This window comes from Streptomyces sp. NPDC004647, from assembly GCF_040609575.1.
GTDB lineage: Bacteria > Actinomycetota > Actinomycetes > Streptomycetales > Streptomycetaceae > Streptomyces.
Genome location: NZ_JBEXKU010000017.1, coordinates 36,240 through 61,128 on the forward strand (window position 1 = coordinate 36,240; position 24,889 = coordinate 61,128).

At 69.2% G+C, this 24,889-nt stretch carries 21 protein-coding genes, 3 pseudogenes and 1 riboswitch; of the genes and pseudogenes, 13 read left to right on the forward strand and 11 right to left on the reverse strand.

What is annotated here, in order from left to right:
• Nucleotides 1–22: 22 nt before the first annotated feature.
• Entirely contained in the window at nt 23–934 is a 912-nt protein-coding gene (locus ABZW18_RS10250) for a putative protein N(5)-glutamine methyltransferase (RefSeq protein ID WP_356184812.1), read from the reverse strand.
• Nucleotides 935–1,248: 314 nt separating this feature from the next.
• Here ABZW18_RS10250 and ABZW18_RS10255 point away from each other — a divergent pair, with 314 nt between their 5' ends.
• Together ABZW18_RS10255 and ABZW18_RS10260 are read left to right on the forward strand one after the other, a co-directional pair.
• Nucleotides 1,249–2,199 carry a hypothetical protein gene (locus ABZW18_RS10255; protein ID WP_356184814.1) on the forward strand — a complete coding sequence of 317 codons (951 nt, stop codon included), beginning with the start codon at nt 1,249–1,251 and terminating at the stop codon, nt 2,197–2,199.
• A 93-nt stretch (nt 2,200–2,292) separates the two neighbouring features.
• The gene (locus tag ABZW18_RS10260; protein WP_356184817.1) at nt 2,293–2,655 is read left to right on the forward strand and encodes a peptidase inhibitor family I36 protein; all 363 of its coding nucleotides are present in this window, start codon (nt 2,293–2,295) and stop codon (nt 2,653–2,655) included.
• Between the two features lie 218 nt (nt 2,656–2,873).
• Here ABZW18_RS10260 and ABZW18_RS10265 read toward each other — a convergent pair whose 3' ends face one another.
• The gene (locus ABZW18_RS10265; RefSeq protein ID WP_356184820.1) at nt 2,874–3,467 is read right to left on the reverse strand and encodes a TIGR03086 family metal-binding protein; all 594 of its coding nucleotides are present in this window, start codon (nt 3,465–3,467) and stop codon (nt 2,874–2,876) included.
• A 597-nt stretch (nt 3,468–4,064) separates the two neighbouring features.
• Here ABZW18_RS10265 and ABZW18_RS10270 point away from each other — a divergent pair.
• Nucleotides 4,065–4,721 carry a DUF6629 family protein gene (locus ABZW18_RS10270; protein ID WP_356184823.1) on the forward strand — a complete coding sequence of 219 codons (657 nt, stop codon included), beginning with the start codon at nt 4,065–4,067 and terminating at the stop codon, nt 4,719–4,721.
• A 165-nt stretch (nt 4,722–4,886) separates the two neighbouring features.
• Here the strand turns inward: ABZW18_RS10270 and ABZW18_RS10275 are convergent, their stop codons facing one another.
• A complete protein-coding gene (locus ABZW18_RS10275) occupies nt 4,887–5,333 on the reverse strand; it encodes an SRPBCC family protein (RefSeq protein ID WP_356184826.1) in 447 nt (148 codons plus the stop codon).
• A 391-nt stretch (nt 5,334–5,724) separates the two neighbouring features.
• Between ABZW18_RS10275 and ABZW18_RS10280 the strand changes: the two genes are divergently transcribed.
• On the forward strand, nt 5,725–6,393 hold the full coding sequence (locus tag ABZW18_RS10280) for a DUF4230 domain-containing protein (protein WP_356184829.1): 669 nt from the start codon (nt 5,725–5,727) through the stop codon (nt 6,391–6,393).
• Between the two features lie 216 nt (nt 6,394–6,609).
• On the opposite strand, the gene ABZW18_RS10285 is transcribed toward ABZW18_RS10280, so the two are convergent.
• Nucleotides 6,610–7,038, reverse strand: a complete 429-nt coding sequence (locus tag ABZW18_RS10285) for a hypothetical protein (protein ID WP_356184831.1) — start codon at nt 7,036–7,038, stop codon at nt 6,610–6,612.
• 642 nt (nt 7,039–7,680) lie between these two features.
• Here ABZW18_RS10285 and ABZW18_RS10290 point away from each other — a divergent pair.
• Together ABZW18_RS10290 and ABZW18_RS10295 are read left to right on the forward strand one after the other, a co-directional pair.
• Entirely contained in the window at nt 7,681–8,649 is a 969-nt protein-coding gene (locus ABZW18_RS10290) for an LLM class F420-dependent oxidoreductase (RefSeq protein WP_356184832.1), read from the forward strand.
• 414 nt (nt 8,650–9,063) lie between these two features.
• Nucleotides 9,064–9,402, forward strand: a complete 339-nt coding sequence (locus tag ABZW18_RS10295) for a hypothetical protein (protein WP_356184835.1) — start codon at nt 9,064–9,066, stop codon at nt 9,400–9,402.
• 52 nt (nt 9,403–9,454) lie between these two features.
• On the opposite strand, the pseudogene ABZW18_RS10300 reads toward ABZW18_RS10295, so the two are convergent.
• From ABZW18_RS10300 to ABZW18_RS10325, 6 genes and pseudogenes are all read right to left on the reverse strand, one after another.
• Nucleotides 9,455–10,899 (reverse strand): annotated as a pseudogene (locus ABZW18_RS10300) (Na+/H+ antiporter NhaA); the annotation flags it as partial.
• Nucleotides 10,900–10,930: 31 nt separating this feature from the next.
• A complete protein-coding gene (locus ABZW18_RS10305; protein ID WP_356184837.1) occupies nt 10,931–11,644 on the reverse strand; it encodes a class F sortase in 714 nt (237 codons plus the stop codon).
• Between the two features lie 139 nt (nt 11,645–11,783).
• Nucleotides 11,784–12,203, reverse strand: a complete 420-nt coding sequence (locus ABZW18_RS10310) for a hypothetical protein (protein WP_356184840.1) — start codon at nt 12,201–12,203, stop codon at nt 11,784–11,786.
• A 608-nt stretch (nt 12,204–12,811) separates the two neighbouring features.
• Complete coding sequence (locus ABZW18_RS10315) at nt 12,812–14,275, reverse strand: SulP family inorganic anion transporter (protein ID WP_356184841.1); 1,464 nt, start codon at nt 14,273–14,275, stop codon at nt 12,812–12,814.
• 64 nt (nt 14,276–14,339) lie between these two features.
• The gene (locus tag ABZW18_RS10320; RefSeq protein ID WP_356184844.1) at nt 14,340–15,017 is read right to left on the reverse strand and encodes a carbonic anhydrase; all 678 of its coding nucleotides are present in this window, start codon (nt 15,015–15,017) and stop codon (nt 14,340–14,342) included.
• Between the two features lie 308 nt (nt 15,018–15,325).
• On the reverse strand, nt 15,326–16,120 hold the full coding sequence (locus tag ABZW18_RS10325; RefSeq protein ID WP_356184847.1) for a hypothetical protein: 795 nt from the start codon (nt 16,118–16,120) through the stop codon (nt 15,326–15,328).
• A 1,356-nt stretch (nt 16,121–17,476) separates the two neighbouring features.
• Here ABZW18_RS10325 and ABZW18_RS10330 point away from each other — a divergent pair.
• The 3 genes from ABZW18_RS10330 (at nt 17,477) to ABZW18_RS10340 (ending at nt 19,955) form a co-directional block, all read left to right on the forward strand.
• Nucleotides 17,477–18,115, forward strand: coding sequence for a hypothetical protein (locus ABZW18_RS10330; protein ID WP_356184850.1), 639 nt, complete (start codon nt 17,477–17,479; stop codon nt 18,113–18,115).
• Nucleotides 18,116–18,529: 414 nt separating this feature from the next.
• Entirely contained in the window at nt 18,530–19,303 is a 774-nt protein-coding gene (locus ABZW18_RS10335) for a TetR/AcrR family transcriptional regulator (protein ID WP_356184853.1), read from the forward strand.
• Complete coding sequence (locus ABZW18_RS10340) at nt 19,296–19,955, forward strand: hypothetical protein (protein ID WP_356184856.1); 660 nt, start codon at nt 19,296–19,298, stop codon at nt 19,953–19,955. Before ABZW18_RS10335 ends, ABZW18_RS10340 begins: the two co-directional genes overlap by 8 nt.
• Before the next feature lie 272 nt (nt 19,956–20,227).
• Here the strand turns inward: ABZW18_RS10340 and ABZW18_RS10345 are convergent.
• Nucleotides 20,228–20,416 (reverse strand): annotated as a pseudogene (locus tag ABZW18_RS10345) (epimerase); the annotation flags it as partial.
• A gap of 12 nt (nt 20,417–20,428) precedes the next feature.
• On the opposite strand from ABZW18_RS10345, the pseudogene ABZW18_RS10350 reads away from it, so the two are divergent.
• From ABZW18_RS10350 to ABZW18_RS10365, 4 genes and pseudogenes are all read left to right on the forward strand, one after another.
• Nucleotides 20,429–20,530, forward strand: a pseudogene (locus ABZW18_RS10350) (TetR/AcrR family transcriptional regulator); the annotation flags it as partial.
• 330 nt (nt 20,531–20,860) lie between these two features.
• Nucleotides 20,861–22,579, forward strand: coding sequence for a hypothetical protein (locus ABZW18_RS10355; protein ID WP_356184858.1), 1,719 nt, complete (start codon nt 20,861–20,863; stop codon nt 22,577–22,579).
• A 622-nt stretch (nt 22,580–23,201) separates the two neighbouring features.
• Entirely contained in the window at nt 23,202–23,528 is a 327-nt protein-coding gene (locus tag ABZW18_RS10360; RefSeq protein ID WP_356184861.1) for a universal stress protein, read from the forward strand.
• Nucleotides 23,529–23,671: 143 nt separating this feature from the next.
• Nucleotides 23,672–23,842: riboswitch (TPP riboswitch) on the forward strand.
• Nucleotides 23,843–24,483: 641 nt separating this feature from the next.
• The gene (locus ABZW18_RS10365; protein ID WP_356184863.1) at nt 24,484–24,771 is read left to right on the forward strand and encodes a hypothetical protein; all 288 of its coding nucleotides are present in this window, start codon (nt 24,484–24,486) and stop codon (nt 24,769–24,771) included.
• Nucleotides 24,772–24,889: the final 118 nt, after the last annotated feature.

A 24,889-nucleotide genomic window follows, 5' to 3' on the forward strand; every position in this document is an offset into this window, starting at 1 on the left:
TCGACCGGTCTGCTGCGCTGGATCACCAGCAGATCATGCGCTGGATCGCCGGCGGATCATGCAGAGCATCGGTCCCGTCCCCGAGCGGCCGACAGGTGATCACTCCGACGCGTTCGCGGCCGTCCCCCGGTCCACGTGGGCCGGGGGCGGGCCTGGCTCCCATGACGACGGTGGCGTTCAGCTCGCCGGAAACGGCAACCCGCGGCGTCAGCCCATTGCGGGAGACGATGTCGACTGCCTGCGGGGTTTGGCGCTCACTCGTCTCGAACAGAAGGTGGCCGCCCGGCGCCAGCCATACGGGCGCCGCAGCGGCCACCCGCCGCAGGACATCGAGCCCGTCCGCGCCACCGTCGAGCGCCACCCGCGCCTCGTGGATACGGGCCTCCGGGGGGAGCAACTCGATCTCGTCGGTGGGTACATAGGGCACGTTGGCGAGCAGGACGTCGACGCGGCCCCGCAGCGAAGCGGGCAGCGGCTCGTAGAGGTCGCCTTCGTACACCTGACCGCCCGCGGCGGTGACGTTGGGCCGGGCGCACCGCACCGCGGCGGCGTCGACGTCGGCGGCGTACAACTCGACCCGGTCCGTGGTCGCGGCCAGCGCTGCGCCCAACGCGCCCGAGCCGCAGCACAGGTCCACGACGACAGCCCCGGGCCGGGTGAGGGCGGCGGCTTGGTGGACGAGGAACTCCGTACGGCGGCGGGGTACGAAGACTCCGGGGTCCACGGCGATCCGCAGGCCGCAGAACTCGGTCCAGCCGAGGACGTGTTCGAGGGGCAGGCCGACGACTCGCTGTTCCACCATGGCGGCGAGAACGTCAGGCGTCCGTGCCGCCGAGATGAGCAACTGCGCCTCGTCCTCGGCGAAGACACAACCGGCGGCCCGAAGCCTGGTGACGATGACGGAGAGAGGGGGAAGTGACAGTGAAGCCGACATGAGTGCCTTTCGGGATGCCTGAGGGCGCTCCCGCGGCGGTCACCTGTGGCGGAGGGACCGCACGGCGTGAGATGCGAGCACCCAGCCTGGTACAGCGGTAATGGGTCTCACCTCCTCGGTCGTTCACTGCTGAAGACGGAAACACTCTACCTGAGCTCGATCTTCCGGGTCCGCGTCCTTTCGGGCGGGACGCGGCAGGAGAGTGGCCCAGGTCACACATTCCGCCGTCATACGAGAGACCCCCGCCGTTCGTGTGCGTAGTGACTGGTCCGTTGGACCGGCGCAAGCATCCGCAACCGGAAGGGAAGGACACGATGCGCGCCCTGCGTGCTCTGCCCGCGGCACTCCTGGCCGCCACTGTGGCGGCTCTGGCGGGCTGCGCCCCCGGCGGCTCCGCCCAGCCCCCGACCGTTCCGCAGAGTGCTCGCGCCCAGGCGGACCTGCTGAAGAGGGCCGAGTCCATCCTGGTGGGACGCTGCTTGGGGAAGCGCGGACTGCGGCCGGAGGCGGGCCCGGCCGCATCCTCCGCCGACGGGTCCGCGCGGAAGGCAGCCGCGGACGACTCGTCGGCGGTCCGGCGCACATTCCCGTACGGCATCGATGACCCCCGGTGGGCAGCCCGGCACGGCTTCGGACTGCCGGCCCCGTCCGCATCGAAGAGCACCTCCCAGCCGCGGCCCGGGACCGCCGGCGGACCGGCGGAGCACGGCGAGCGTGCCCGGACGGAGGAGCAGTCCCGCAAGGTCACCGCGGCCGTGTTCGGCGCCGGTGAGCGGGAGTTGTCGGTAGCGCTGCCCGGTGGGTACACCGTCAGCGTCAACACCGACGGCTGCCTGGCCACCGCGCAGCGGCAGTTGTACGGAGACCAGAAGCGCTGGGTCCGCGCGCAGGTGCTGGTCGACAACCAGCGCGCGGAGGCGGGCAGGCGCGTACGCGCGGACCGCGGCTACCGCAGCGCCCTGGAGAGCTGGTCGCGGTGCATGGCGCCGAGTCAGGCCGCCAAGGACCCGGCGCAGCTGCGCCGGAAGTGGGAGCACCGCGCGGCGGGCATGAGCGCGGGGCAGGCACACCGCCTGCAGCGAAGCCTGGCCGTGGCAGAAGCGCGCTGTGTGCGCTCCACCGAGCTGGCCCGTACCGCCGAACGTCTGGAACGCCGTCACCTCGGTGGGGTCCGCGCGGCCCACCAGCGAGAGAACGAGGACTACCAGCGGATGCGCCGCCACGCGCTCCACCTGGCGGTTCAGCGGGAAGCGCCCGGCGCCTAGGGACCGCCCTCTCCAGCACCACCCACAGTTTCCCCCGGCGAACGCCGGGGGTTGATGGAGCACGTCCATCGCACACAGGAAAGGACACATGTCATGCGCAAGATCGCTCTTGCAGGAGCCACGCTGGCTCTGGCAGCGACCGCAGCCGTGGTGACGCCGACCTCCGCGCTGGCCGCCGGCTGCGGTTCCGGCAGCTTCTGCGCCTGGACGTCCCCCAACTACGGGGGCGACAAGGCGGAGTGGACCGGCGACGACAGCACATGGGGGGCGCCGATCAACGACAACGACGAGTCGTGGGCCAACTACGGGGTCTCGGGACCCGGCGTGCAGGACCACGTCCAGGTGTGGAACGGATGGGGCGGCCGGACCATCTGCCTCGCCCCGGGACAGGCCGTCGGGAGCAACCCGGGCGCGGCGAACCGCGGTGGCGCCCACACCTGGGAAGCCAGCTGCTGACCTGACTGATCCGACCTCGCCTGGCCCGTCCAGGCCAGGAAACGGCGGCGGCCGGCACCGGGGTTCACAGCTCCGGTGCCGGCTCGTTTCCTGACGACCGTCAGGCGGACCTGCCGCTGGTGGGAGGCGGCGGAGGACGATCGGGCCGGGAGCCGGATGCCGAGGATTGAGGATTCAGCACTGGGCGCACCGGGAGGCCGGCCACCCGTGCCATCACCTCAGACTGCCGTCCAGGCGGGGTCGCGCCCGCTGAGAGCAATGACGCGGTCGAGGAGCGGGGCGTCTGCAGGGACGTCGACGACCGGGCCGAAGAGCCCTTCTCTGCTCGCCTCCTGACCCGGCTCGGACATGAGCGACACGAACTCCATGCACGCGCTGAGCGCCTGTGGATCGCAGTCGAAGGGCTGCCCGCTCGCGTGGGCGATGTCCCAACCGTGAATGACCAGCTCGTCCAGGGCGATCCTGCCCGCCGACTCAGCCGGCAGGTCGACTCCACCCGCCTGGGTCATTCCCACCCACGCGCCGGGGTCGCGCCAGGCATCGCCGAGTGCCGTGAGCTGCCCGGCGATACGGGACCGCCAGTCGTCACCCAGCCGGGTGGCGTCGCCGGAGGGGAGCTGCGAGGTCGCCGCTCCGAGGTCTTTTGCAGCGGCGGTGGTGAACGCCTGCGACAGCCCGTCGACGTGGTCGATGAGGTCGCCGAGGGTGTACTCGGGGCACGGCGTGGGCGCTCCGAGCTGGTCGTCGGTGATTCCCTGCAGCAGGCTCGCCATCTGACGGGCCGCGGGTTTCAAGTCGAGCATCGCGGTCATCGGGGGCTCCTTCGGTGCACATGCCGTCCTTGACCAACACCCTTCCACGAGGGGCTGACAATCGGCCTCCCCGAGACGCGAACGCGGGCACCCGCACGGCACACCTCAGGACCCGCAGCGGAAGCCCCGCGACCACTTCGCCCGTCCGGCTCCTGAGTCGCGACAGTCGAAGTCGTGTACCTACGCTCCGATCATGAGCTCTCACCCCAACACCCACCGCCAGGACCCGGGCGGCGACGCTGAGGACGTGGCTCATCTGCTGGTGCGCTGCCTGGAGGCCGAGGGTGTCGCGTAAGCCTTCGGCATCCCCGGCGAGGAGCCCGGCAGGCAGTCGTCCGTCCTCGTCTGCAACGACACGGGACACCAACTGCAGACCTGCGCTGGACAGGTTTCCCGCCCGAGCTCCGCATCCGAGCGAAGCGGCCATGCAGGGACCCGATCTCTCCGTTCTCCCCGGACTCATCGGCGAGCGGGCCGGGTGCGGAGTCAGCCTTGCTACGGGGACTGGGTGTCGCTGAGAAAGAAAGCCGCCAGGATCGTACCCTTTACCCACGATATGCGCTGATTCACGCAGTCTTCTGGTCTCTGGGTGACGCCATGTGCTGGAGTGCGACGGCTGACCTCGTGGCGGGCGTCGGCATCGCCGCGATCGGGGTGGCCTGCGTGTCGCAGCTGCGCCGGGCCCGCGATCTGCCGCTCGCCGCGCTGCCGCTGCTCCTCGGAGCCCACCAGGTCATCGAGTCCGTCGTCTGGCGTTCCGGCGGCGGTGCGGGCCCGGCCACCATGGCCTGGGCCGTCATGGCCCTGCCCCTGCTGGCGGTGTGGGTGCCGCTCGGCGTGCTGCTCGCCGCGCCGCCGACTGCCCGGCGCGGACTGGCGGTCGCGGCCGCTGCCGGGCTCGCCACCGCCGGCGCGCTCACGTACGCCCTGGCCACCCGGCCGGTGACGGCAGAAATCCGTGGCCACACTCTCGGCTACGTCCTCGACCTGCCGCACTCGCCGCTGATCATTGCGGGCTATCTCCTCGCCACCGTCGGCTCCCTGCTGCTCGGCGGTGATCCGCTGCTGCGGCTGCTCGGGGTCCTGGTGGCGGCCGGGGCGGTGATCTGCGTGGTGCTGTGGCGGTTGGAGTTCATCTCCACCTGGTGCGCCTTCGCCGCGGTGGTCTCCGTGGTCATGCTCGGCTGGGTGCGGCGCCGTCCGGAGGGTCCGGCGCCGCCTCGCGTGCCTGCGTGGCGGCCGATGAGCCGGTGACGGCCGACGGGATGGCCGCCGCGATGGCTGATGCAGCGGAGGTCGGGGGCGCGCCCTCAGCCGCTGAACTGTTCACCGGGCGTTGTCGGAATGGCTCGCGATATCACGCTCTCTCGCGGTCGGTTCGGCTGCCCGGTGCGTGCTGGTGGTTCAGGTGTCAGGAGCTCATGACGACTCGACAGCTGCTTTGATCCGGTGGGCGAAGGCGTCCGCGTCCTTACGCGCGGCGCTCAGGGCGAGGCCCGCGATCAGTTTGCCCAGGCCGTGGCCTTCGAGATGGTTGAAGATCCGCAGGCGGGTCTTTCCGCCGGAACTGGGCTGGAGGTCGTAGCCGCCCTCCGTGGCCGTGATGAGGTTCTTCGAGGTCTCGGCCCAGCGAATCCTGCTGGGCGGCTGGAACTCGGTGATCCGGAACTCTCGCTGGGTCTTCATACCGGCGTCCTTGACCGTGCTTGCGTAGACGGTGCCCACGGCGGTCGGGCCGTCGGTCGTCTTCGTCATCTGCAGCACTCTCGGGCTGAACTTGGGGTCGTTCTCACCGTTGGCGAGGAAGGCGAAGACCTCCTCGATGGGGCGGTCGATGTCGACCGATGCCTCGAACTGTCCGGCCATTGTTTCTCCCTGATCGCTCGTGCTCCAGCTGTGACGTGCAGTTATCGTCCCAGAACGGGGGAGGAGACTCCCGGTGAACCCGGCGGAAGAAGTGAGCCCGGACGGTGCGCGGGGGCCTCCTCACGACATGGGGAGGGCCCCTCACCCGCTCAGTATCGGCGCGAGCCCACCACCCCCTTCCCGACCCGGCTGACGTCGCGCCCATGGACGCGAGGTCCCGGGGAAAGCGCCAAGGCGGAAGGATTTTCGTCTCCCGGGAGGTGCATGCGAGATGGCACAGTTGCGGCGATCGGCCTCCGTTTCCGCTCACGGTCCGACGGGCTCCGAAGGTGCCTCGAGCGAAGTTCGGAAACCGCGGGCCGAGGGCGCGTCTCCCGATGGAGCGCGCCCTGTGCGCCGGCCGGTGCGCAATCGCCTGCCCTGGTGGGTGACGGTTCCGGCCTCGCTCGTCGCCCTGCTGGTCCTGGTCGTGCTGGCCGGGCACATGCGTCTGCTGCCCGGGCTGAAGAATCCGTTCGGGGCGGAGACCGAAGACCGCACCGGGCCCGCCTTGCTGAAATCCATTCAGGACATGAGCCGCTACGAGGCCGTCTCCGGCACCTTCCAGGTCGTCGTCGATCTGGACAAGGACGCCAAGTTCCTGCCGGACGCCGTGCGCGGCAGCCGTACGTTGTTCGTCGGCACCGGAAACGTCGCAGCGTACGTAGACCTCGGTGGCCTGGACAAGGATGCCGTCACGGTCACGGACGACCGTGAGGGCGCCAGGCTGAGGTTGCCGCATGCGCGTCTGGAGAAGCCTGCGCTGGACGTGGAACGTTCGTACGCCGTCACCAAGGAGCGTGGGCTTCTCGACCGGCTCGGCGACGTCTTCTCCGACAACCCCAACGATGAGCATGAGGTGCACAAACTGGCTGTGCAGCACATCGGCGACGCAGCGAAGGAGAGCGACCTCGTGGCGCGCGCGGAAAAGAACACCGAACGTATGTTGGAAAACTTGTTGCGTTCCCTGGGATTCGAGCGGATCGCCGTGACGTTCGCGGAACAAGGCGGGCGGGATTGAGCAGCGCGTAGTCGCGGCCAACGTGCAAGCCTGCCCGCACGCGGTGCAGTTGGCCAGGGATGGCGGCTGGTTCAGGGTGGTGTCGGCGCGCAGTCCGCTTTGGTGTGGGGTGAACTGCCTGGCCGCGCTGAGAGACGTTCTTCGCTGAGCGTGAGGCAGCTCCGGAGCCGAGCCTGGAGCTCGGGTCCGGAGCTGCCCAACAAGCGGTCTCAGCGCTCAGATGAGATCATCGACGATGGTCAGGACGTTGCCCTCGGCGTCGCCCGACTCGGCCTCGCTCTCGTTCTCGTTCTCGTCGTTGTCGATACCGCAGATCTGCTGGGTCGAGTTCGACTCGGCGTTGCCGGAGCCGAGGAGCGTGATCGGCGAGCCCGCGATGTTGATGAGACCGTTCTGCGACGTCACGTTGGTGGTGTCGGCCGACTGGTCGCAGTCGATCACGGTGGTGTTGTAGACGTCCCCGTCGTCGTCATGGGCCTTGTCGTGCTTGTACTCATGGGCCTTGTCGTGCTTGTACTCATGGGCCTTGTCATGCTTGTACTCATGGGAGCCCTCGGAGCCATGGGCGGAGGCGACGCCGGCCCCGAGCACGCTGACGCTACCGACCATCGCGGCTACAAGGGCAACCTTGCGAAGCTTGCGCATTACATCTCCACTTCCGTCTGAGTCGACACGATCCGCAATCGTTCGAATCGCTACAGTAACGTATGCTATGTGAAGATCAACACTTTTCGTCTACAACACACCGGTTTGTCATGATTTTCCAGGGTCGCTCCTCGTCGGCAATGTCCGCCCCAGGCCCAGCGCATGGCTGCACTCCCAAACCTGCCGTCACGTTGCGCCGTACTCGCTCACCCCGTGAACCGGTAGCGGCAACGGACGGGGTGCAACCGAGTGCGATCGCCGCTCCACGGCGAATCCCAGCTGTAGACCAAGGCCTGCGGTTTACCGCGGTGGCCCGGTGCTCGACAGGGCATACAGGCGGGAGACTCAACTGGGTTGACGGAGGCTGGGCCGTGAGATGGGTTGGCTCAACCCGCCGCGACCTCGCCGACCCCGCGCTGCACACCACACCCGTCCACGCCGTCGCAACCCGGTGGGCTTCCCGGTGCCGCCGATGTCACCCGCGCCTTCCGCACCGCCTACGGGATCCCACCCAAGGACTACCGGCGCCGATGCCTCCACACCTCCGAGTGGGCTCACCGTGCGCGGGACTTCCCGCGCCGGGCCGGTACTTGCCGGGCGCCGTACGGGGTGATCGTGAGTCAGCCGATTAGGGTGAATTCCATGGACATCAGCGTGGTTGTCGCGGCCCGGGAGGACGACCGTCCGCCACATGAGCCTTTGCGCGTCGCGGCGTTGGCGGACCGGCTCGGGTACGGCGAGCTGTGGGTCGGCGAGGGGCCCACCTGGGATGCGTTCGTGCTCACGACCGCGATCGGGCCGGCCACCGAGCGGATCGCGATGACGGCCGGGCCGGTACCCGTCCATGTGCGCGATCCGGCGACGATCGCGAGGGGAGCGTCATCGGCCGCCGCCCTCACCGGCCGGTCGGTCGGCGTGGCTCTGGGTACCTCCAGCACCCGGGTGGTCGAGGGGGTGCACGGTCGTTCCCGTGCCCGGGCGGCCACCACTTTGGCCGAGAGCGCCGAGGCCGTACGGATGCTCATCCGCAGCGAACGGGCGGCTCCGGACGGCGAAGTCGTGCCCGGCAGCGGCTTCCGCCGACGGCTGGCTCCGCCGGGCGGACAGCTCACCGTGGCGGCCTTCGGTGACCGCGCCATCGCCGCCGCGGCACAGCACGCCGACCGCATGCTGCTGGATCTGGTCTCCCCCGAGCAGGTCGGCCTGCTCCGCGCGAAGCTGGACGCCGCGTCCGCCCAGGTCGGCCGCACGCCGCCCAGGCTCGCCGCCTGGCTGCCCACGGCCGTCGATCCCGCCCCTGAGTCCATCACCCAGATCATGCGGAGCATCGTCGGTTACCTCACGGTGCGCGGCTACAGCGACATGTTCACCACCGCCGGGTTCGGCGAGGCCGTGGAGATGGCCGGCGCAGGCGCCGCACCCGAGGAACTGCTCACTGCGCTGCCGCCCCAAGCCGCAAGCGAGGTCGGGCTGGTGGGCGATACGGCTACGGTACGGGCGCGCCTTGAGGTGTATGCCGCGGCCGGACTCGACGAGGTCGCCATCGTCCCCGCCACCAGCGGCGACCCGGGCGGTGAGCGGACGCTGGCCGCCCTGGCACCGCGGCCATGAAGCAGGGAGAGACGGCCAGGAAGCCTGCGCACTCGGCGCACTCGGCCTCCCTGTCCAACCGCGCCCCTCGCCTGTCGTCTGTGGCCGCTGTTGCCGTGCGGCAACTGTCCAGCCCTGGCCCGCGTCCTGGCCCGCGCCTGTGTCCTGGTGCGCGCGGAAGTTCGGCTGCGCCGGATCGCCGTTGGCAGGCGAGGCCGGCTTCCCGCAGCAGCGTCATCGGGATGAAAGGACGCCCGGGGTGCGCCCGGTGGTGTCGGCGATGAGCTGGGCGGCGACCCTGTTCCGTGAGCCCGACGGAGTCTGTTGTCCCTCGAACGGACGCACGAGGACCGGTATGGCCGCGCCCCGGCAGGGAATCCGACCCGGAGGGACGCCGGTCCGGCCGGACCGGCCGTCCAGCTGTTGGAGGCCAGGATGAGCGGCGAGATGTGGACCATCGTGGTGATCGCCACGGTGCTGGTCGTCATCATGGTGGTGTTGGCCGTCGTGCTGCTGGTGAAGGTGGTCCGCGCCCGCAAGCTGCTGCGCAATGCCGGTATCCCCCTGAACAACAAGCTCGCGTACTGGGGTTCGATCCTTTATCTGATCTGCCCGGTCGACCTGTTGCCGGATCCGGTCCTGCTCGATGACATCGGCTTGCTGCTGCTCGCACTGCGCTCGTTGTACAAGGCTGCGGATGCGGCGGGGCTGCGCTCATCGGCAGGCGTGGACGCCGATGCCCTCCCTGACCGGGCCGCCGCGGAAGTCCGGTGAGATCCCGCCCCGGACCTCGCTCTCAAGCGCGGTCTCCGTCGGCTGCGCGGTCTCACGGCACCAGGGCCGCACGCGCCCGGGCCGCGCGCACGGCGGCGGCGAGACCGGCGATGTCGTAGGCGCCCTGGTGCCGTCGTCCGTTGATGAAGAAGGTCGGTGTCCCCGACACGCCGCTCAGGTCGGCCGATTCGACGTCCTCGGCCACGCGCGCGGCACCGACGCGTGCCCGCAAGTGCCGTTCGAACGACTCGGTGTCCAGGCCGAGGTCCTCGGCATAGCCGAGCAGATCGGGGATCCGCAGGGCACCCTGGTGATCGAGCAGGAGGTCGTGCATCTCCCAGAAGGCTTCCTGCTCGGTCGCGGCCTCGGCCGCCTCCGCGGCGAGTTGGGCGTGCGGGTGGACATCGTTGAGCGGGAGCTGCCGCCAGACGTAGCGGACGTCTCCGAAGTCGGCGAGCAGATCCCGGAGGACGGACTCCGCCTGGCCGCAGTAAGGGCATTCGAAGTCGCCGTACTCGACCACCGTCACCGGCGCGGCCAAGGGCCCGCGCACATGGTCGCGATCCGGATCGACCGGCGCCTCCAGATCCACGATGCCCTCGGAGATGCCGAGCAGGGCACGGATCCTCAGGTGCCGCGGGAACAGCCGCATCACGGCGCTGACCACCCACGTGGCCGCGCAGGCGCAGACCACCGCGCTGAGAATGCCGATCTTCGCCTCCTCGAGGCGGTCGCCTTCGAAGGCGAGAGTCGCGATCAGCAGGGACACCGTGAAGCCGACACCGGCGATGGTGCCGCCGGCCGCAGTGGCACCCCAGCCGACCGGCGGGCGCAGCCGGCCCCCGCTCAAGCGGGTGGTCAACCACGAGACGCCGACGATGCCGATCGGCTTCCCCAGCAGATAACCGAACAGGATGCCCAGCGTGACCGGCGAGCTGAACGCCCGGGCCAGCTGGCTTCCGCTTCATCGTGATGCCGGCGTTGGCGAGGGCGAACAGCGGCATGATCACATAGCTGGTCCAGGGGTGGAACATCCGCTGCAGCCGCTCGTTCGGGGAGATCGCCGACGCGAGACCGAGTCGTACGGAACGCTCGAGCTCCGGAGTCGGCTGCTCGCGGAACAGCCGGAACAGGCCGCTCGCGTGCTCGAGGTCTCTGCGTGCGGCCGGGTAGGCGTACGTCAGCAACCCCATCGCGAGGCCGATGACGACCGGATCCACGCCGGACTCCAGGAGCGCCACCCATGCGGCCGCCGCCAGCAGTGCGTACGCTCCTCGGCGCAACCCGCCGGCGCGGACGAGCAGGATCACGCCGAAGATCCCGAGGGCGACCAGAAGAGCCGTCAGGGTGATGTGGTCGCTGTAGGCAACCGCGATGACGCCGAGCGCCACGAAGTCGTCGACGACGGCGACCGTGAGGATGAAGGCATGCAGGCCTCGGGGGAGGCGTGGCCGGAGCAGCGCAAGCATCACCGCGGGCGAATGCCGCCTCCGTGGACGACACGAACGGCAAAACGGCCCCCGGTGGCTCAGACGCTGTTCCTGGACGAGGTGAGATGGGCGAAGACCACCACGTTGTCGACGTAATCCTTGGCCTTCTTGTCGTACGCGCCACCGCAGGTGATCAGGCGCAGCTGCGCCGAGGCGGTGTCGGCGTAGACCCGGTCATCGGGGAAGTTCGCCTTGCTGAAGGTCACGACGGAGTCGACCTTGAATGTCGCTACCTTGCCGTCCTCACGGGTGATGTCGACCGTGCTTCCGGGCTTGAGCCTGTCGAGCCGTACGAATACGGCCGGGCCGGTCTTGGTGTCCACGTGACCGGCGACGATCGCGGAGCCGCGCTCGCCGGGCGTTGCTCCGCCCTGGAACCAGCCGACGAGATTGCTGTTCTCGGCGGGTGGCGCGTTGAGCCGCCCGGACGCGCCGATGGACAACGGGGTGAAGGGCGCGTCGACAGCGATCTCCGGGATCGAGAGCCGCTTCGGTGTGGAACGGGGCAGCTCCGAAGCAGGGGTAGCGGGGGCGGTGGGGGCGCTGGGAGTGGTGGGGGCGGGCGTGGGGGAGGCGACGACCGGGGGACGGTACTGCGGCTTGGCGTCCGATGCGGAGGTGTCGAAGGAGTTGTGGATCATGAGGATGCCCAGCCCCACCGCTGCGGCGGGCCCCAGCAGGGCGCGGCTGAGGGGCCGGGATACGGGCGGGGTCCGTGGCGGGTTCTGCTGGGGCGGCTTCTCGGCGGGCATGGCACGGTGCCTTTCGTGAGAGGCGGGGTCTGAGCGGCGGGCGAGGCTGCTGCGGGGGCGGAAACGCAGTCGCCGCGGCCACCGTCGATGAGCGACGGTGACCGCGACTGCAGAGCCATCTGCGAGTGGTGTGGCCTGATCAGGCGGCCGCAGTGCCCGAGCCGGTGCGGCGGCGCAGGATGTACGCACCGGCGCCGATACCACCGAGCGCGAGGAGCGAGCCGGCGGCGAGACCGCCTTCGGAGTCCGCCAGACCTCCGCCGCCGGTGTGCACGCCGCCGTGAGGCTTGCGGCCGTCCTTTGACTTCTCGTGGTCCCAGTCGTCGGCGGTGGCGAGGGCGCCGCCGCCGGTGTGCACGCCGCCGTGGGGCTTGCGGCCGTCCTTTGACTTCTCGTGGCCGCCGCCCTGCCAGGAGTCCTTGCGGTGGTCGCTACCGGAGGATGAGCCGCTGTCGTGACCCCAGTCGTCGGCCGTGGTCATGGCGTTCGCGGCGGGGGCGGAGATCGCGAGGACCGCGGTGATGGCGGCTGAGGCGAACAGGGTACGAGCAGTGCGCATGAGACAGATTCCTTTCGCCGCGAGACTGCGAAGGCTGACACGTCGTCGGCTCATCGGATCGCAGTTGCGACGTCATCACCGTCATCCCGATCGCGACTCCGCACCACTGGAGAAGGCCGCATTCGAGCGACCCCATGGGCTCAACGAGTGGTGAACGGCGAGATAATCACCCATTGGACGGCGCGGCGCTCGCAGTAGCGCCATCGCGATGGGGTAAAGCGCGTACGCCGCCATTCGCCGCCGCCAGACGGGACCGGCGAGTCCGGCAGCGCCTTCGCTGACGTGCTCAACGGCGATCCGCACAGCTGGGGGGAGAACACCGGCCAGGACGGGGAGCAGAACCTCAACTGCGACAACTCCGCCCGCCTGGTCCGCCTGACCCGTCTCAACTCCGGCGAGACCGTTGCATCGGGAGAAGGCCTCCTCGGCACCGACGGTCACACCCGGCGTCACAGCACCCACCTGGGCCCAGGGGGTGGGCGGCACCCTCGGTCCGGTCCGCAAGTCAAACGGTTGAGTGGATGCAGTGGCAGGGCCGCACGCCTGCGGCACCTGCCCCCTGGCTCAGTGCGTCCTCAGAGCTCCAGTATGTGCCGAGCTTCGGTGCGTCAGGTGGCGGTGCTCGCCTGCTCCGTGATCCGCGCTTCCTGTCCCGAGCTGTTGTGGCGCTCGGTCCACGAGGCGAGGGCGGTGGCACAGGCGTGGTCCAGATGCCGTACCCCTGACAGGTCGAGCCGGACAGGCCGGTCGGCGGGCAGGGCTTCCAGCGTGTCCAGGATGGCCGGGAGCCGGAGGAAGGTGGCGTTGCCGGTGAGCGAGACCTGGATCGGGCCTGTCCCTCGGTCGTGGACCCGGGTGCGCAGGTGTGAGGTATCCCAGGCCGACTTGACGACGGAGAGGGCGAGGCCGATGAGGACGCCCTCGAACATATTCACGACGACGATCGCCAGCGCGGTGACCACCATGATGCCGGCTTCCGCGCGGTGCTCCCGCCACATCGTCCGGACCTGCCGCAGCGGCAGGAGCTTCCACCCGGCGTGGACCAGGACGCCCGCCAGCGCCGCGACAGGAATGAGGGCGAGCGCGAAGGGCAGCAGGGCGGCGAAGAGCAGGAGCCACACTCCGTGGAGCACCCGGGAGGCCCTGGTCCGCGCTCCGGCATCGACATTGGCCGAACTCCGCACGATCACGGCGGTCATGGGCAGCGCACCGAGGACGCCGCACAGGGTGTTGCCCGCGCCCTGAGCCATGAGCTCCTTGTCGTAGTCCGTCCGCGGTCCGCTGTGGAGCCGGTCGACCGCCGCCGCGCTGAACAGGCTCTCGGCAGAGGCGATCAGCGTGAAGGCCAGGACCGTACCGAGGACGCCCACCTGGGCCAACTGCCCGAAGTCTCCCGGGCTCACTGGGTGGACGGCCTCGAACAGGCCCTGGACCTCGACCTTCTTCAGCGGGAGTCCGAGGAGTGACGTCGCACCGGTGGCCAGGGCCACCGCGACCAGCGGCCCCGGCACCACGCGCAGGGGACCGGGCACACGGCGCCACAACGCCATCACCAGGACCGTACCGGCGCCGACGGCCGCCGCGGTCAGCGCCTGGGCGGAGCCGAACAGTCCTCCGACGAGTTCCGGCACGCCCATGACTTTGCCGAGACCGGTCGTGGGAGCAGCGCGGTCCGCCATGGCGTAGACCTGGCCCGCGATGATGACCAGCCCCACACCGGCCAGCATCCCCTCCACGACGGAGACGGACACAGCCCGGAACCACCGGCCGAGGCGGAGTGCGCCGAGCAGGACCTGCAGCAGTCCGGCGCTCACGACGATGACGCCGAGGGCGGCGACACCGTAAGTGTGGACCGCTTCGAAGACCAGCACGGTCAGACCGGCGGCGGGACCGCTGACCTGCAAGGTGCTGCCGGGGAGCAGCCCGACCACGATGCCGCCGACGATTCCGGTGATCAGACCGGCCTCCGCGGGCAAGCCGGAGGCCACGGCCACACCCACGCACAGGGGCAGGGCGACCAGGAACACGACGACGGATGCGCCCAGTTCACGTCCAAGGGCAGGGGAAAACATCAGTGCCTTCCGAGAGAGGGGGTAGGAGAGGTGCGGGGGCCGGCGCGCCGCGGGACGGGCGGCATCACAGCGGTGCGAACCCGGCACCGCCCGCGCCGACCGGGTTGCTTGCACCGCCTGCGCCGACCGGGTTGCTTGCACCGTCTGCGCCGCCCGGGGTGCCCGCGCCGCCTCCGCGGTGAGCGGTGACCAGCCCGGTGTGCACCTCGTAGCACCAGCCGTGCAGCGTTATCCGGCTCTCGGTCAGGCGTGCGGACACGCAGGGGTAGTCGCGTAGGCGCTCCAGCTGCCGGAGTACGTGCTCCTGCACGGCGGGGACGCTGGCCTCGCCTGGAGCCGGGCCGTCATCCGCCGCCGCGCGGAGGGCCGGCGGCTGTTCGCCCCTCAGCAGATACTCCACCGCCGGCGCGGCCGCCAGATCCTCGCCGCGCACCAGTGCGCCGACGGCACCGCAGTGGGAATGCCCGCACACCACGATGTCGGCGACTCCGAGGATCTCGACGGCGTACTCGATCGTCGCCATCTCGCCGGAACGCCGAGCCGGATCGTAGGGCGGCACGATGCCCCCCGCGGTACGCAGTTCGAACAGGTCCCCGGGCCGCGCGCCGGTGATCAGAGCAGGGATCACCCGCGAATCGGAGCAGGTGATGAACAGTGCCTGTGGCGACTGCCCGCCCGCGAGATGGCTGAACTCCTCGGCCCGGTCGGCGAGATTCCGCGCGTGATCCATCAGTGCCTGCACGTCGGCTTGCTCCCTCGTTCTGGTGACGCTGTACGCGGCCACCGCTGGCGGCGGCCGTAATGATCACTCTGACAAGAACCACCTGAAGCGAACCTGAAGAGCGGAGCGCTCTGAGGTGAGCGTCGTGCGTCGACCGTTTGAGCACACCCCACGGACGGGACCTGTGCCGTTCTCAGCTGTTGGTGGGTGCTGAAAGCCCTTCGAAACCCCGTGGTCCGCCACCTCGATCAGGTAGCCGTCAGTAGCGCATTGTGGTGCCTGGCTCACGGTCCGAGCGACATTCATAAGAATGGTGCGCGGGTCTCTGCTCAAGGGGGTGGCTGGGTGCCGGGGTAGAGCTCGACCCGAATGCTGTCGTCATCCTCGATGACGTACGTCGAGTCAGTGCGGTACTGCCATCCCAGCGGCAACAGGTAGTAGCGCTTGTCCCGCTCGACCAGCAGCCGCAGGCCGCTGTAGCGATACCGGTAGTGCTGCCCCTCACCCAGGTCTTCGGACCTCAGGCCGGACGGTCCCGACATCGCGAGACGCTCGGTGCTCAGCAGGACGACGGCAGTACGGCGCACCAGAAGGTCAGCGGTCTTCTCGGCTTCCTGCCGGCCCTGCTGCCCGGCGGCCAGCGCCACGGCCCAGATGAGAAACAGACCTGCGATGGCGATGGGCAGGCCGCTGCGCCACCCCGAGGACGGACGCGGCGGCTGTTGGGCAGCGCGGGTCTGGCCCAGCAGCAGACCGCTCGCCACCAACACCGGCGCGGCCCATCGGTAGGGCTGGATGTACGGCCAGAGCGCCATCAGACAGATGCCGGCCAGCACGATCAACGGATGCAGCCCAGCCAGGGTGCGCCCGGCCCGCTGCGCGAGGAGGACGGGCCGCCGGGGGACTCCCAGGGAGGCCAACAGCTCAGGGAGTTTGGGCGCCAGTACGGCCAGGGCCATCGTGATGAGTACGGGCATGGTGATCAGCCGCAGGCTCTGCAGGACGAGCTCGAAGAAGCTGAAACCCAGTGAGAAGGCCTGTACGCGGAAGTATGCGTAGTAGGCACTGGCGTACATGGCGCCCGCATAGAACATCAGGGCCGCGAAGAACGAGCTCGCAGCCACAGCGGCGTTCACCGCCTCCGCGGGCCCAGTCGCGCCGGCCGTCGGCAGGGCGCGACTGGATCGGGCCGAGGCCCGCCGCCGGACAGTTGACGGCGTTGTCTGCAGGCGGCGACGCCGCCGGGCTATGGCACGGTCAGGAGCAGAGGAACTCTGCACCGGATGCCCTAGGGGACCTGCGGAGCGGACGTCGGGCCGGGGGAGACACCAGGTGAGCGCGGGGACGGTTCTCGATCGCATGCGTGGGCATCCGACGGGCTGCTGCAGGGTTTGTCGGACGGGGGCTCAGTCGCTGTCGGGTACGCGCTGGGGTCCCAAGTGCGGCCGGATCCCAGATCGGTGCTCGGCGAAATCACCGGCGAGACGTCAGGATCTCCTCCCCCTTGTCTGTCGCTGCTGTCGCTCCCACCTGACGCAGTGTTGGACGAGGCGTCGGGTTCTCCTCCGCCTGGTTTACCGCTGCTGTCGATCCCGTCTGGCGCAGCGTCCGACGACGCCGAGACGGACGAGGGTGCGGGTGACGTGGGCCACGAACAGGCAGACCCCCCAGCCAGCACCGCCACCGCCAACACAGCAATGACCGCCTTGCGCGCTCCGCGCCCGCTTGCCCCCATGACCGCCCCCCAGAGTCCGTATCAGAAGGCTACCGGTTGATCACACTGAGTGCGGGAGACTTGGGCCGGTTGCGCAACCGCTCCTGCTCCACAAGGAGAGTCCGCGGCCGCACTCTCCGGGTTCGGGCGTAGGGCCCACACGTGCTCCGTTCGCCCCTTCCGTCGACCTGCTGGAGGCCGGCATGTCCTCATGCACGCATCCCAAGCTGGTGGGCGCGGCACCGACGATCGGCGAGCACGGATCAGTAGGAGGGCGGCCAGGGCGCCGGTGAGGCCGACGGCCGACGGCGTCCTGACGCCGGACGGTGCCAAGCGCCGTCATCTGAAAGGAATGGTCCATTCAGGCTGCGGTGGTCCGTGCCGCGTGTGAGGATCCTCGTGTCTTCCGAAGGCGCCGTCGCGCAGGTGGCCGGGGGGCCTAGGGGTCAGGGGGCCGGGGGGCGGGCTGGGGCAGCGCCCTCCCGGGGGACCGGAAGTGCACCGACGGGGGGCTGTGGTGAACGACGTAATCAAGTCGTGGCGGCGTGGTACGGGTAGGCGGGGGGCTGCACTGCTCGTCGGCACCACGCTGCTTGCAGCAGCCGGCTGTTCGGGCGGGGAGGACACCGCAAAGCCCGCGGACAGCTCGTCGGCGACGGTATCGTCCACCAGCGCATCGCCCACCCCCTCGTCCTCCTCTCCTCCGCCGTATCCCAGCAATGCCGACGGGTGCCACCCGAACGGAAGGTGGTCGACTCGGAACGCCGTGGACTGGCTGAAGTTGAACGTGGACACCCCTGGTTCCGCATTCGCCCTCGGTCAGGACGCCGTCGAGCTGCAGAGGGCCGTGGAGGGCTACGGGCCGCTGTGCAAGCCCATCACCGTGCAGGTGGAGTTCTGGAGGCTCACCTACACCGCGGCCGAGCGCGGGCCGGTGACGGGTGGGGGCCTCGGTGCCGCCTCGCCGCGCCCCAACTACTACTTCGACATGGCTGTGATGAAGCGGAAGCAGGTACGCTTCGATGGACGCAAGGAGCACTCCATCCCGCTGCCTGAGAGGGTCCGGGCGGTGAAGCTCACTCCCTGCACCGGTTCGCTCATCGCCGTATCGGTCGGCGGGCCACTCAAGGAAAAGGAACTTCCCAAGGACATCAGCACGTTCATCAGGGACGGCGTGACCGACAGCGAGGACGTGAAGTTCAGGACCAGGCGGGTGGCGGAGTACGGGCTCACGGCCCCGTCCGCGCCGCAGGTCTGCGGCCCCGACGGCACACCCACCGCGGATCCGCCTGCTCCGGGGCGCACCACTTCGCCGTACGACCCGGGTGATCCCTTCGGCATTCCCACGCCCACCTACGACTGGGACGAGCTGATCGACCCCACACCGAACTTCGGCGTGGACTGACGCGCTCTTCCGACGCGGCCACCGCGGCCGCGGCCGCGGTGGCCGGTGCTGCTCACTGAGGACGGCTCAGTGGCGTACCCGAAGGCCCCTGAGCAGGTGGCTTGGCTGGTCGGCGACGCGCGGAGAGTTCCACGTCCCCTCCGAACTCAGCGCTCCGCTGCGTGCGCTGATCGCAAGGGTCACCCCTTGGGCCGATCGAAGCGCCGCCTGCAGCGTCGCCGGCCGAGCCCCGTGGGCCCTGTCCGCGCCCCTCGCCCTGCAGCCGCGCGGCCTGCGCTGCGGATCAGCGATGTCCGGGCTCGGCGTTTCTGAGCGCGTGTGAGAGCGCTGAACTGGGCTGTGCAGACGGATGGTTGCACAGAAAGTTTATGCCATATACTTGGCGTATCGATAAACGTTCCTTGAGGGGGTCGCATGCCTCGCGCAGACCGTACCGGCCGTCCCGTCGGCGTCTCCGGTCCGGAAGCTGTTGCAGACTTGCTGTGGCGCACTGAGGCCGAACGTGCCGAGGGTGCCCGTCCCAGGCTCAGTGCCCGGTTGATCGTGGACGCCGCCGTCGCCATCGTCGACGCCGAGGGCCTGGATGCGCTGTCGATGCAGCGCATCGCGTCCGAGCTGGGCTATTCCTCGATGGCGCTGTACCGGCACATCCCGGGCAAGGATCAGCTCGTCGCTGCGATGGTCGACGCCACCACCGGCCGCCCGCCCGCGCCGTCATCTCCTCCGGCGGCATGGCGCACTGAGATCGAGTCGTGGGTGGAGGCCCTGTGGGACCTCTATCTGAGCCACCCGTGGATGGTGCGGGCACCCACGCTGAGCGCACCGGTCGGTCCAAATGAACTTGCCTGGTTCGAGGCGCTACTGAGCCCTCTCGCCCGTGCCGGGCTCCACCGCAGTGAGCTGGTCCCGATCGCCACCTTCGTCTCCAGCGCTGTGCGTGACCTGGCACGGGTGGCCACTGAGCTGGACCTGGCAGGCGCAGCCTCATACGGCCGGGTCCTTGCCCAGCGTCTGGACCCGGAGCTCTTCCCCGTCCTGTGTTCGATTGCAGCCGGGGAGGGGCTTGATGAGGAGGAGGACGGTGACGTCACTCCGATCGTGCGCGCAGGTGTCCGCCGCCTGCTGGACGGCGTCGAAGCCCGGCTCGCACTCCACTCAACGCAAGGAGAGGAAAAGCGACATGGATGATTCAGGCATACGATTGATGGGCGCCTGCGGTATCGCCGCAGGCGCGCTCGCGGCGGTCGGCGTTCCTCTGTATTTCCTGTACTCGGGAGCACCGCCGGCCTGGAACGTACTCGCAAGAATCCTGCTGAACATCCTGACGTGCGCTCTGCTCCTGACTTTCCTGGCGGGACTGCGACACCTGATCCGTGATGCGGGGGCCGGGTTCGAGTGGTTGGCGAGCTTGGTGTTCGGTTCCGGACTGGCCTATGTCACTGTCACTCTGGTCGCTGCTTCCCTCGAGGCCGGAGTCGTCCTTGAGTATCCGGGCGGGACACTCGACCCGACCGTTGACGGTCCGCTGGCACACGCGAACATGCTCATGCACGGCTCGGTCGCAAGATTGCTGACGGCAGTTCTGCTGACCGCCGCCGGATACGCGATCCTGCGCAGCGGGGTGCTGCCGTGCTGGTCCGGACGCAGCGCTTATGTCGTCGCCGCCGTCAACGTCGCGTTCGTGCCGTCGCTGTTCTTCGGGACGGACGCCGCGCAGTTCTACAGCGCCGTGGGCTGGGGCAACACCGCCATGACCGCAGCGCTCATCGTCTACTGGGCCCTGGCCGTGGGTATCGCGGTGGTCAGGCGCACACCCCGACAACTCACGCGACTCGCCTGAGCGCGGGAACGCGCGCTGTTCCCTGCTTCCCGGGACCTGAGATCGGGCGGGGGTGGTGCCCGCCCCGCCCGATCTCAGCTGGTCTGTCAAGGTGCTCCGTCACTCCACGTGTGACTGAGCCTCAGCCGACCAGGAGAGCTCCGGTCTGGCGATAGATCTCCCGGAGTCGCCTATCCGGCGCTCGGCATCCTCGGCAGGAATAACGCTGCCCGTCTTCGGAGGTGCGGGTGACGCCTGCTGGTGGGGGGTGGGGGTTCACCGGCGGCAGGGGTTCATTGGCCGGCGAGCCATTCCCGGTACCACGCGAGGGTGTCATCGAGGGTCTGGCCCAGCGGAGCCGGGCGCACGCCGAAGGTGTTCTCGAAGGCGGAGGAGTCCATGATCTGTGGCTCGGTGTGCTGGTAGAAGATCTCGGCGTACTCGTTCATGAAGGTCTCGTCGAAGGGCCCGAACGGGCGCGCTGTGTCGAGGACGGCCTCGAAGTCTCCGGCCAGTTCCATGGCATGGGCCACACCGGCGCCACCCTGTTCACCGCCCAGATCGACACCCTCGCCGACGCCTTCAACCTCCCCTGACCCGGCCGCAAGAAGGCGTCCCGAACCAGTCGAGGCACCGCTGCGGCCCTCCGTGGTCCGGCCCTGGTCCGGCCGACTGGAGGCGATCCAAGGGTCGGAGCCGGCGGGCCCGAACGGCCGGCACCCCTGGAAAACCGCGGGGTCGCCGCGAACCGGTCAGCTTTGTCGAGCCACGGGCGGTGTCCGCCGCCCGGCTGCTCCGTCGTTGCAAAAGAGACGACGATCCGGAATGTCTGTTCAATTGGTCGAGTGGGGTTGATGCGAGCTTGGTCAGGAAATTCATAGATATACGCAAGGTGGCGTGCGGTGCGTCTCGCGGGGGGAACGCAGATGTGGGTAGGCGAGGCGATCACAAAGGTCCTGGGCACAGCCGTCAATTGGATACTCATCGCCATCGCCGCCCTGGCCTTGATAGGGGTGCTCCGGGGCATCTCGGCGCTGTTGATGCGGCTGCGCAGTCGGGGACGGCTTTTACCGCTGGTCCTCTACCAGGAACGCCAGGCGGGTGCGGACGGCGGTGAGCAGGCGGGGAGTTACGGACTGACCGCGCATCTGGCTGCCCACCTCGGCGAGCACCAGAGCGACAACATCCTGGCTCCGGGCAGCTCCTCGGCGGCTTCCGCCGACGCCACCGCCCAGGAGGCCGGCGGCCCTCACCGTTGGCTCGAGGCACTGCTGCGCCTCGCGGTCTCCAACCCGCCCGCCTACCGCATCCACCTTCTCGAACTGCAGGGCACCGACGACAGCCCGCGCCGGGGCGTCGTGCGCATCGAGCGAGTGCCGCAGAATCGCATCATCGCTGCCCGGGTCATGGAAGGCGACGATGAGGAGAAGCTCGTCGAGGCCACCGCCGCCTACTGCTTCATGCAGGTCCACAACCAAGGGGAGATGCTCCGCCGGATGCCCCGGTGGGAACGCTGGGGCGACGACGTCCGCGCGCTCACCCACTATCGCCACGGCAGCTATCTCCAGCGCTGCATCCGCCAGGACGACGGAGGGGGCGAGACCGACTACAGCGCCGCGTTGACAGCGCTGTCCACCGCGGCCCGGTACGCCCCCAGCAACCTGGTGATCCGCCTCAACGAAGCCGCCCTGGCCGAACTGGTCCACGCCCACGACCCCGAGAGGTACGAGCAGCAGGCGATCACTCTCTACGCACGCTGCACCCAGCTGTGGCCCGAACACATAGAAACCGCCTACCGGATCGCTATCGCCTACTCAAGAATCGCTCGCCCCCTGCTGCGCAGCGCGGACCTGCCACCGCAGGAGACCATCCGGCTCGAAGCCGCGGCACGCAACGCCCGTCTTCATCTGGAAGACATTCGCCGACGCCTGCGCTTTTCCTCCCTGCTGCGCCGCTGGATGCGCACTTTCGTTCCAGGAGGCCGCTCCAACAGCGGCGAACGACGGTACTGGGGTGCCTGGCTCACCCCCCTCCCGCTTCCTGCCCGGCGGTCACGCCGGCGCACGTTCCGCGGTGCGATCACCATCGCTCTGGCGGCCCATGACCTCACCGGAATCCGCCGGAACGGGCTCACCGTCGACGCCGCCGCCCACAGCGCAGACCGGCAACAATGCACCGTCCGCCACGCCTTCGACCAGGTGGCGAAAGAAGTGCTGGTTCGCAGCCGCTTCCGGGCACCGGGCGCCGGGATGCGCCGCCTTCTCTTTCCCGACCATGCCAACTCGGGCCACGCTCACGACGAAGTCGAGCACCGTTCACTGGAAGACCGTCGCGCCACCTCGCGGCACTGGGGCCCGGTCCGCAAGGGCTCCGCCGGGTGGATGACGCACTACAACGCCGCCTGCTTCCTCGCCCTGGCCAGCAACCTTCCCGACGCCAGTCTCCCCTCCGACTACAGCAGCGATCACTGGCGGGAGGATTGCACCCGCTCCGCCCTCAACCAACTCGACCGCAGCCTGCGCACCCCGGACAGCGCCCTGACCGGAGACTGGATCTCACACGACGCCGACCTCGACCCGCTGTGGGACACCAAAGCCGGCAAAGAATGGGCCGAATTCATGAACATCCACATCGCCACCCGCTGAACAACCCCGGCCACTCCATGAACGCTTCCCGCAATGAGTGGCGCTCCGCGCACGGTTGAGGGACAAAGCTCGACGGCCGACCACCAAAGCGAAGGGTCATCGTCGATATTCAGGCGCAGATCGCGGTGCGCTGTCGGCGCCGGCGTCCCTGCGCAGCCACGCCGAGAGGGACGCCTCTGCGAAGCCGGTCGGATCCGCGGGATACGCGTCGGCTCGGCGGCGGCGTGGTGCGTGGTCGCCTGAACCACTGTGGTCGGCGTTGCGCAGACGACGGCGAGTGCCACCGGACCGACGGCCGGTGCGCGCCACAGTCCGATGCGGGCCACCCAGATCCGGCGGTGAGCAGCGCGCGTGGTCGCTCCGGTGCTCGGCGGGACAGCTCGGGAGGCCCGGTCCGGCACGCGCAGCGGCTCCGTATCCCCTGGGCCACCATCGAGTGCGCGCTCCGCCTCGCCCCCGTCCCCCGTCCCCGTCGGCGCCTCGCGGCCGGGGTGGCGCGCGTCGGCGCACCCGGACCGACGAGGCCGCCAGGCTCTACCGCGCCGAGATGCTCGACCTCGTATCGGTCCCCGGGCCTGCGCCCGCCGGCCTGAGGCACGTCAGGGCAGCTGGATCACCGCACATGGGGGCCCGCGCTCCGCGAGCGTGTCGCACTCTCGTGAAGGCGTACTCGAAAGGGACTCCGCTCGACGCCACAAGTTGCCTCGTGATCGGCAGCCGCGGATTCGGTGCGCTCGGCGGGATGCTTCTCGGATCGGTGGCCTTGGGAGTGGCCGGCCGCGCCTCCTGCCCCACCGTCGTCGGGCGCGGCGGGGAGCCCAACCGGCAGGGAAGCTTCCAGCAGCTGGTCCTGGGAGTGGGCACTACCCCGTTTCTCGAGGGGCCCGATTGCGCGGTGCATGGTTCCTCTCCGCTGCACGCGTCTCGCCCCCCTCGTCACTCTCAGTAAAGCCGACTGCGGCGACCGGCTCAACGGGCACTCCCGATGGCCTTCCGGCCCTGTTCCGTGCCAGGTGACCAAACTGCCGGGTACCCAAGGGCCCCGTAGTTCTTGGCGTCCGATTTGCATGGGAGTAGTATGAAAGTGGCCTGCGGGGCGAGCGAGGGAGCTCAGCCGGAGTGGCCTTGGAGAAGGGAGTTCTGGCTTTCGCCAAGGCGTTACCTCTTGGTTGACCTGAGAGGCCGGAAAGTCGAGAGACTGGACGGCGACCTCCAGTACCTGATCCGGACAATGCCGGCGAAGGAAGCCCACCTCGCAGGTCCCGTCTGTGTGTCGGGGCGCGAGCCGGCGAAGGGCGAGGGTGCGGGCTCAGCAACGGCATCTCCGCGCCGGAAGCGTCGTCCGTAAGTACCATGCGCGGTTTGTCTTTCAACTCGATTGCCTGCATGTTCAGTTCGCTGTGAGCGGACCCTCGCTGTATTTCGCCTTCACGGCCGCCGACATCCACAAGATGAAGGTGCGCGCCGTTCGGGCCTGGAGCCCGCCGACGGTCTTGGCTTACGGACCGGACTCCACGTTCGGGGCCATCAGCGAATATCCGAGAGATAATGGGCCTTGACCGTGCAGACCGGCGGACGACGCCGAGCGAGAGCTGGTGACGACTGGGCGGTGCCTGCCCCAACCTCGCATCAAGCGGTTTTACTTTCACGACTACAGCACTGGGCATGTCATGAACCGGGGACACCGGCATCGCCAGCACCTCAGCACCTGTGCCCTCGTCGCGGCACTCGTGGTTCTCCCTCTCGCGGCGTGCAGCAGCACAGAATCCCCATCGTCCCAGTCCCGCCCGGTAGCGGCCTGGGTAGTTTCACCCACTCCCGCAGCACATGCGGTCGAGAAACAGGCCGTGGCCCAGAGCAAGGCAGCCGAAGCCGCTGAGGCAAGGGCCGCAGCACGCGAAAACATGACCAAACTCCGTCAACAGCAGGAACAGCAGCCCCGGCCACAACAGCAGCAACCTCAACAGGGGCAGGGGGAGAAGTGCACGACGGATCCGGCCGACCGAGCGGCCTGCCGCTTCCCGAAAGGCGCGCAGATCACCCCCAACGGAGGCGACCTCGACGGCGACGGAGTCTTCGAGAAGAACGAGCCTGTGGGGCCCGGGTACAAGGACCCCCGCGTCTACGACGGAGGCAAGACCTCTGGGGAAACCCAGTGTGACTGGCTGCGTCAGCAGGGGATCTCCTGCTGACGCAACCGCCGAAGCGGGGCTTCCGTGTTGACGGCGAGGTGTTCATCGGCTCCGGCTTTGTCGAGGAGGTACGCCGTGCCGCCGGCAACCGGCGGACGGGGGTCGACTCGGCCCCCGG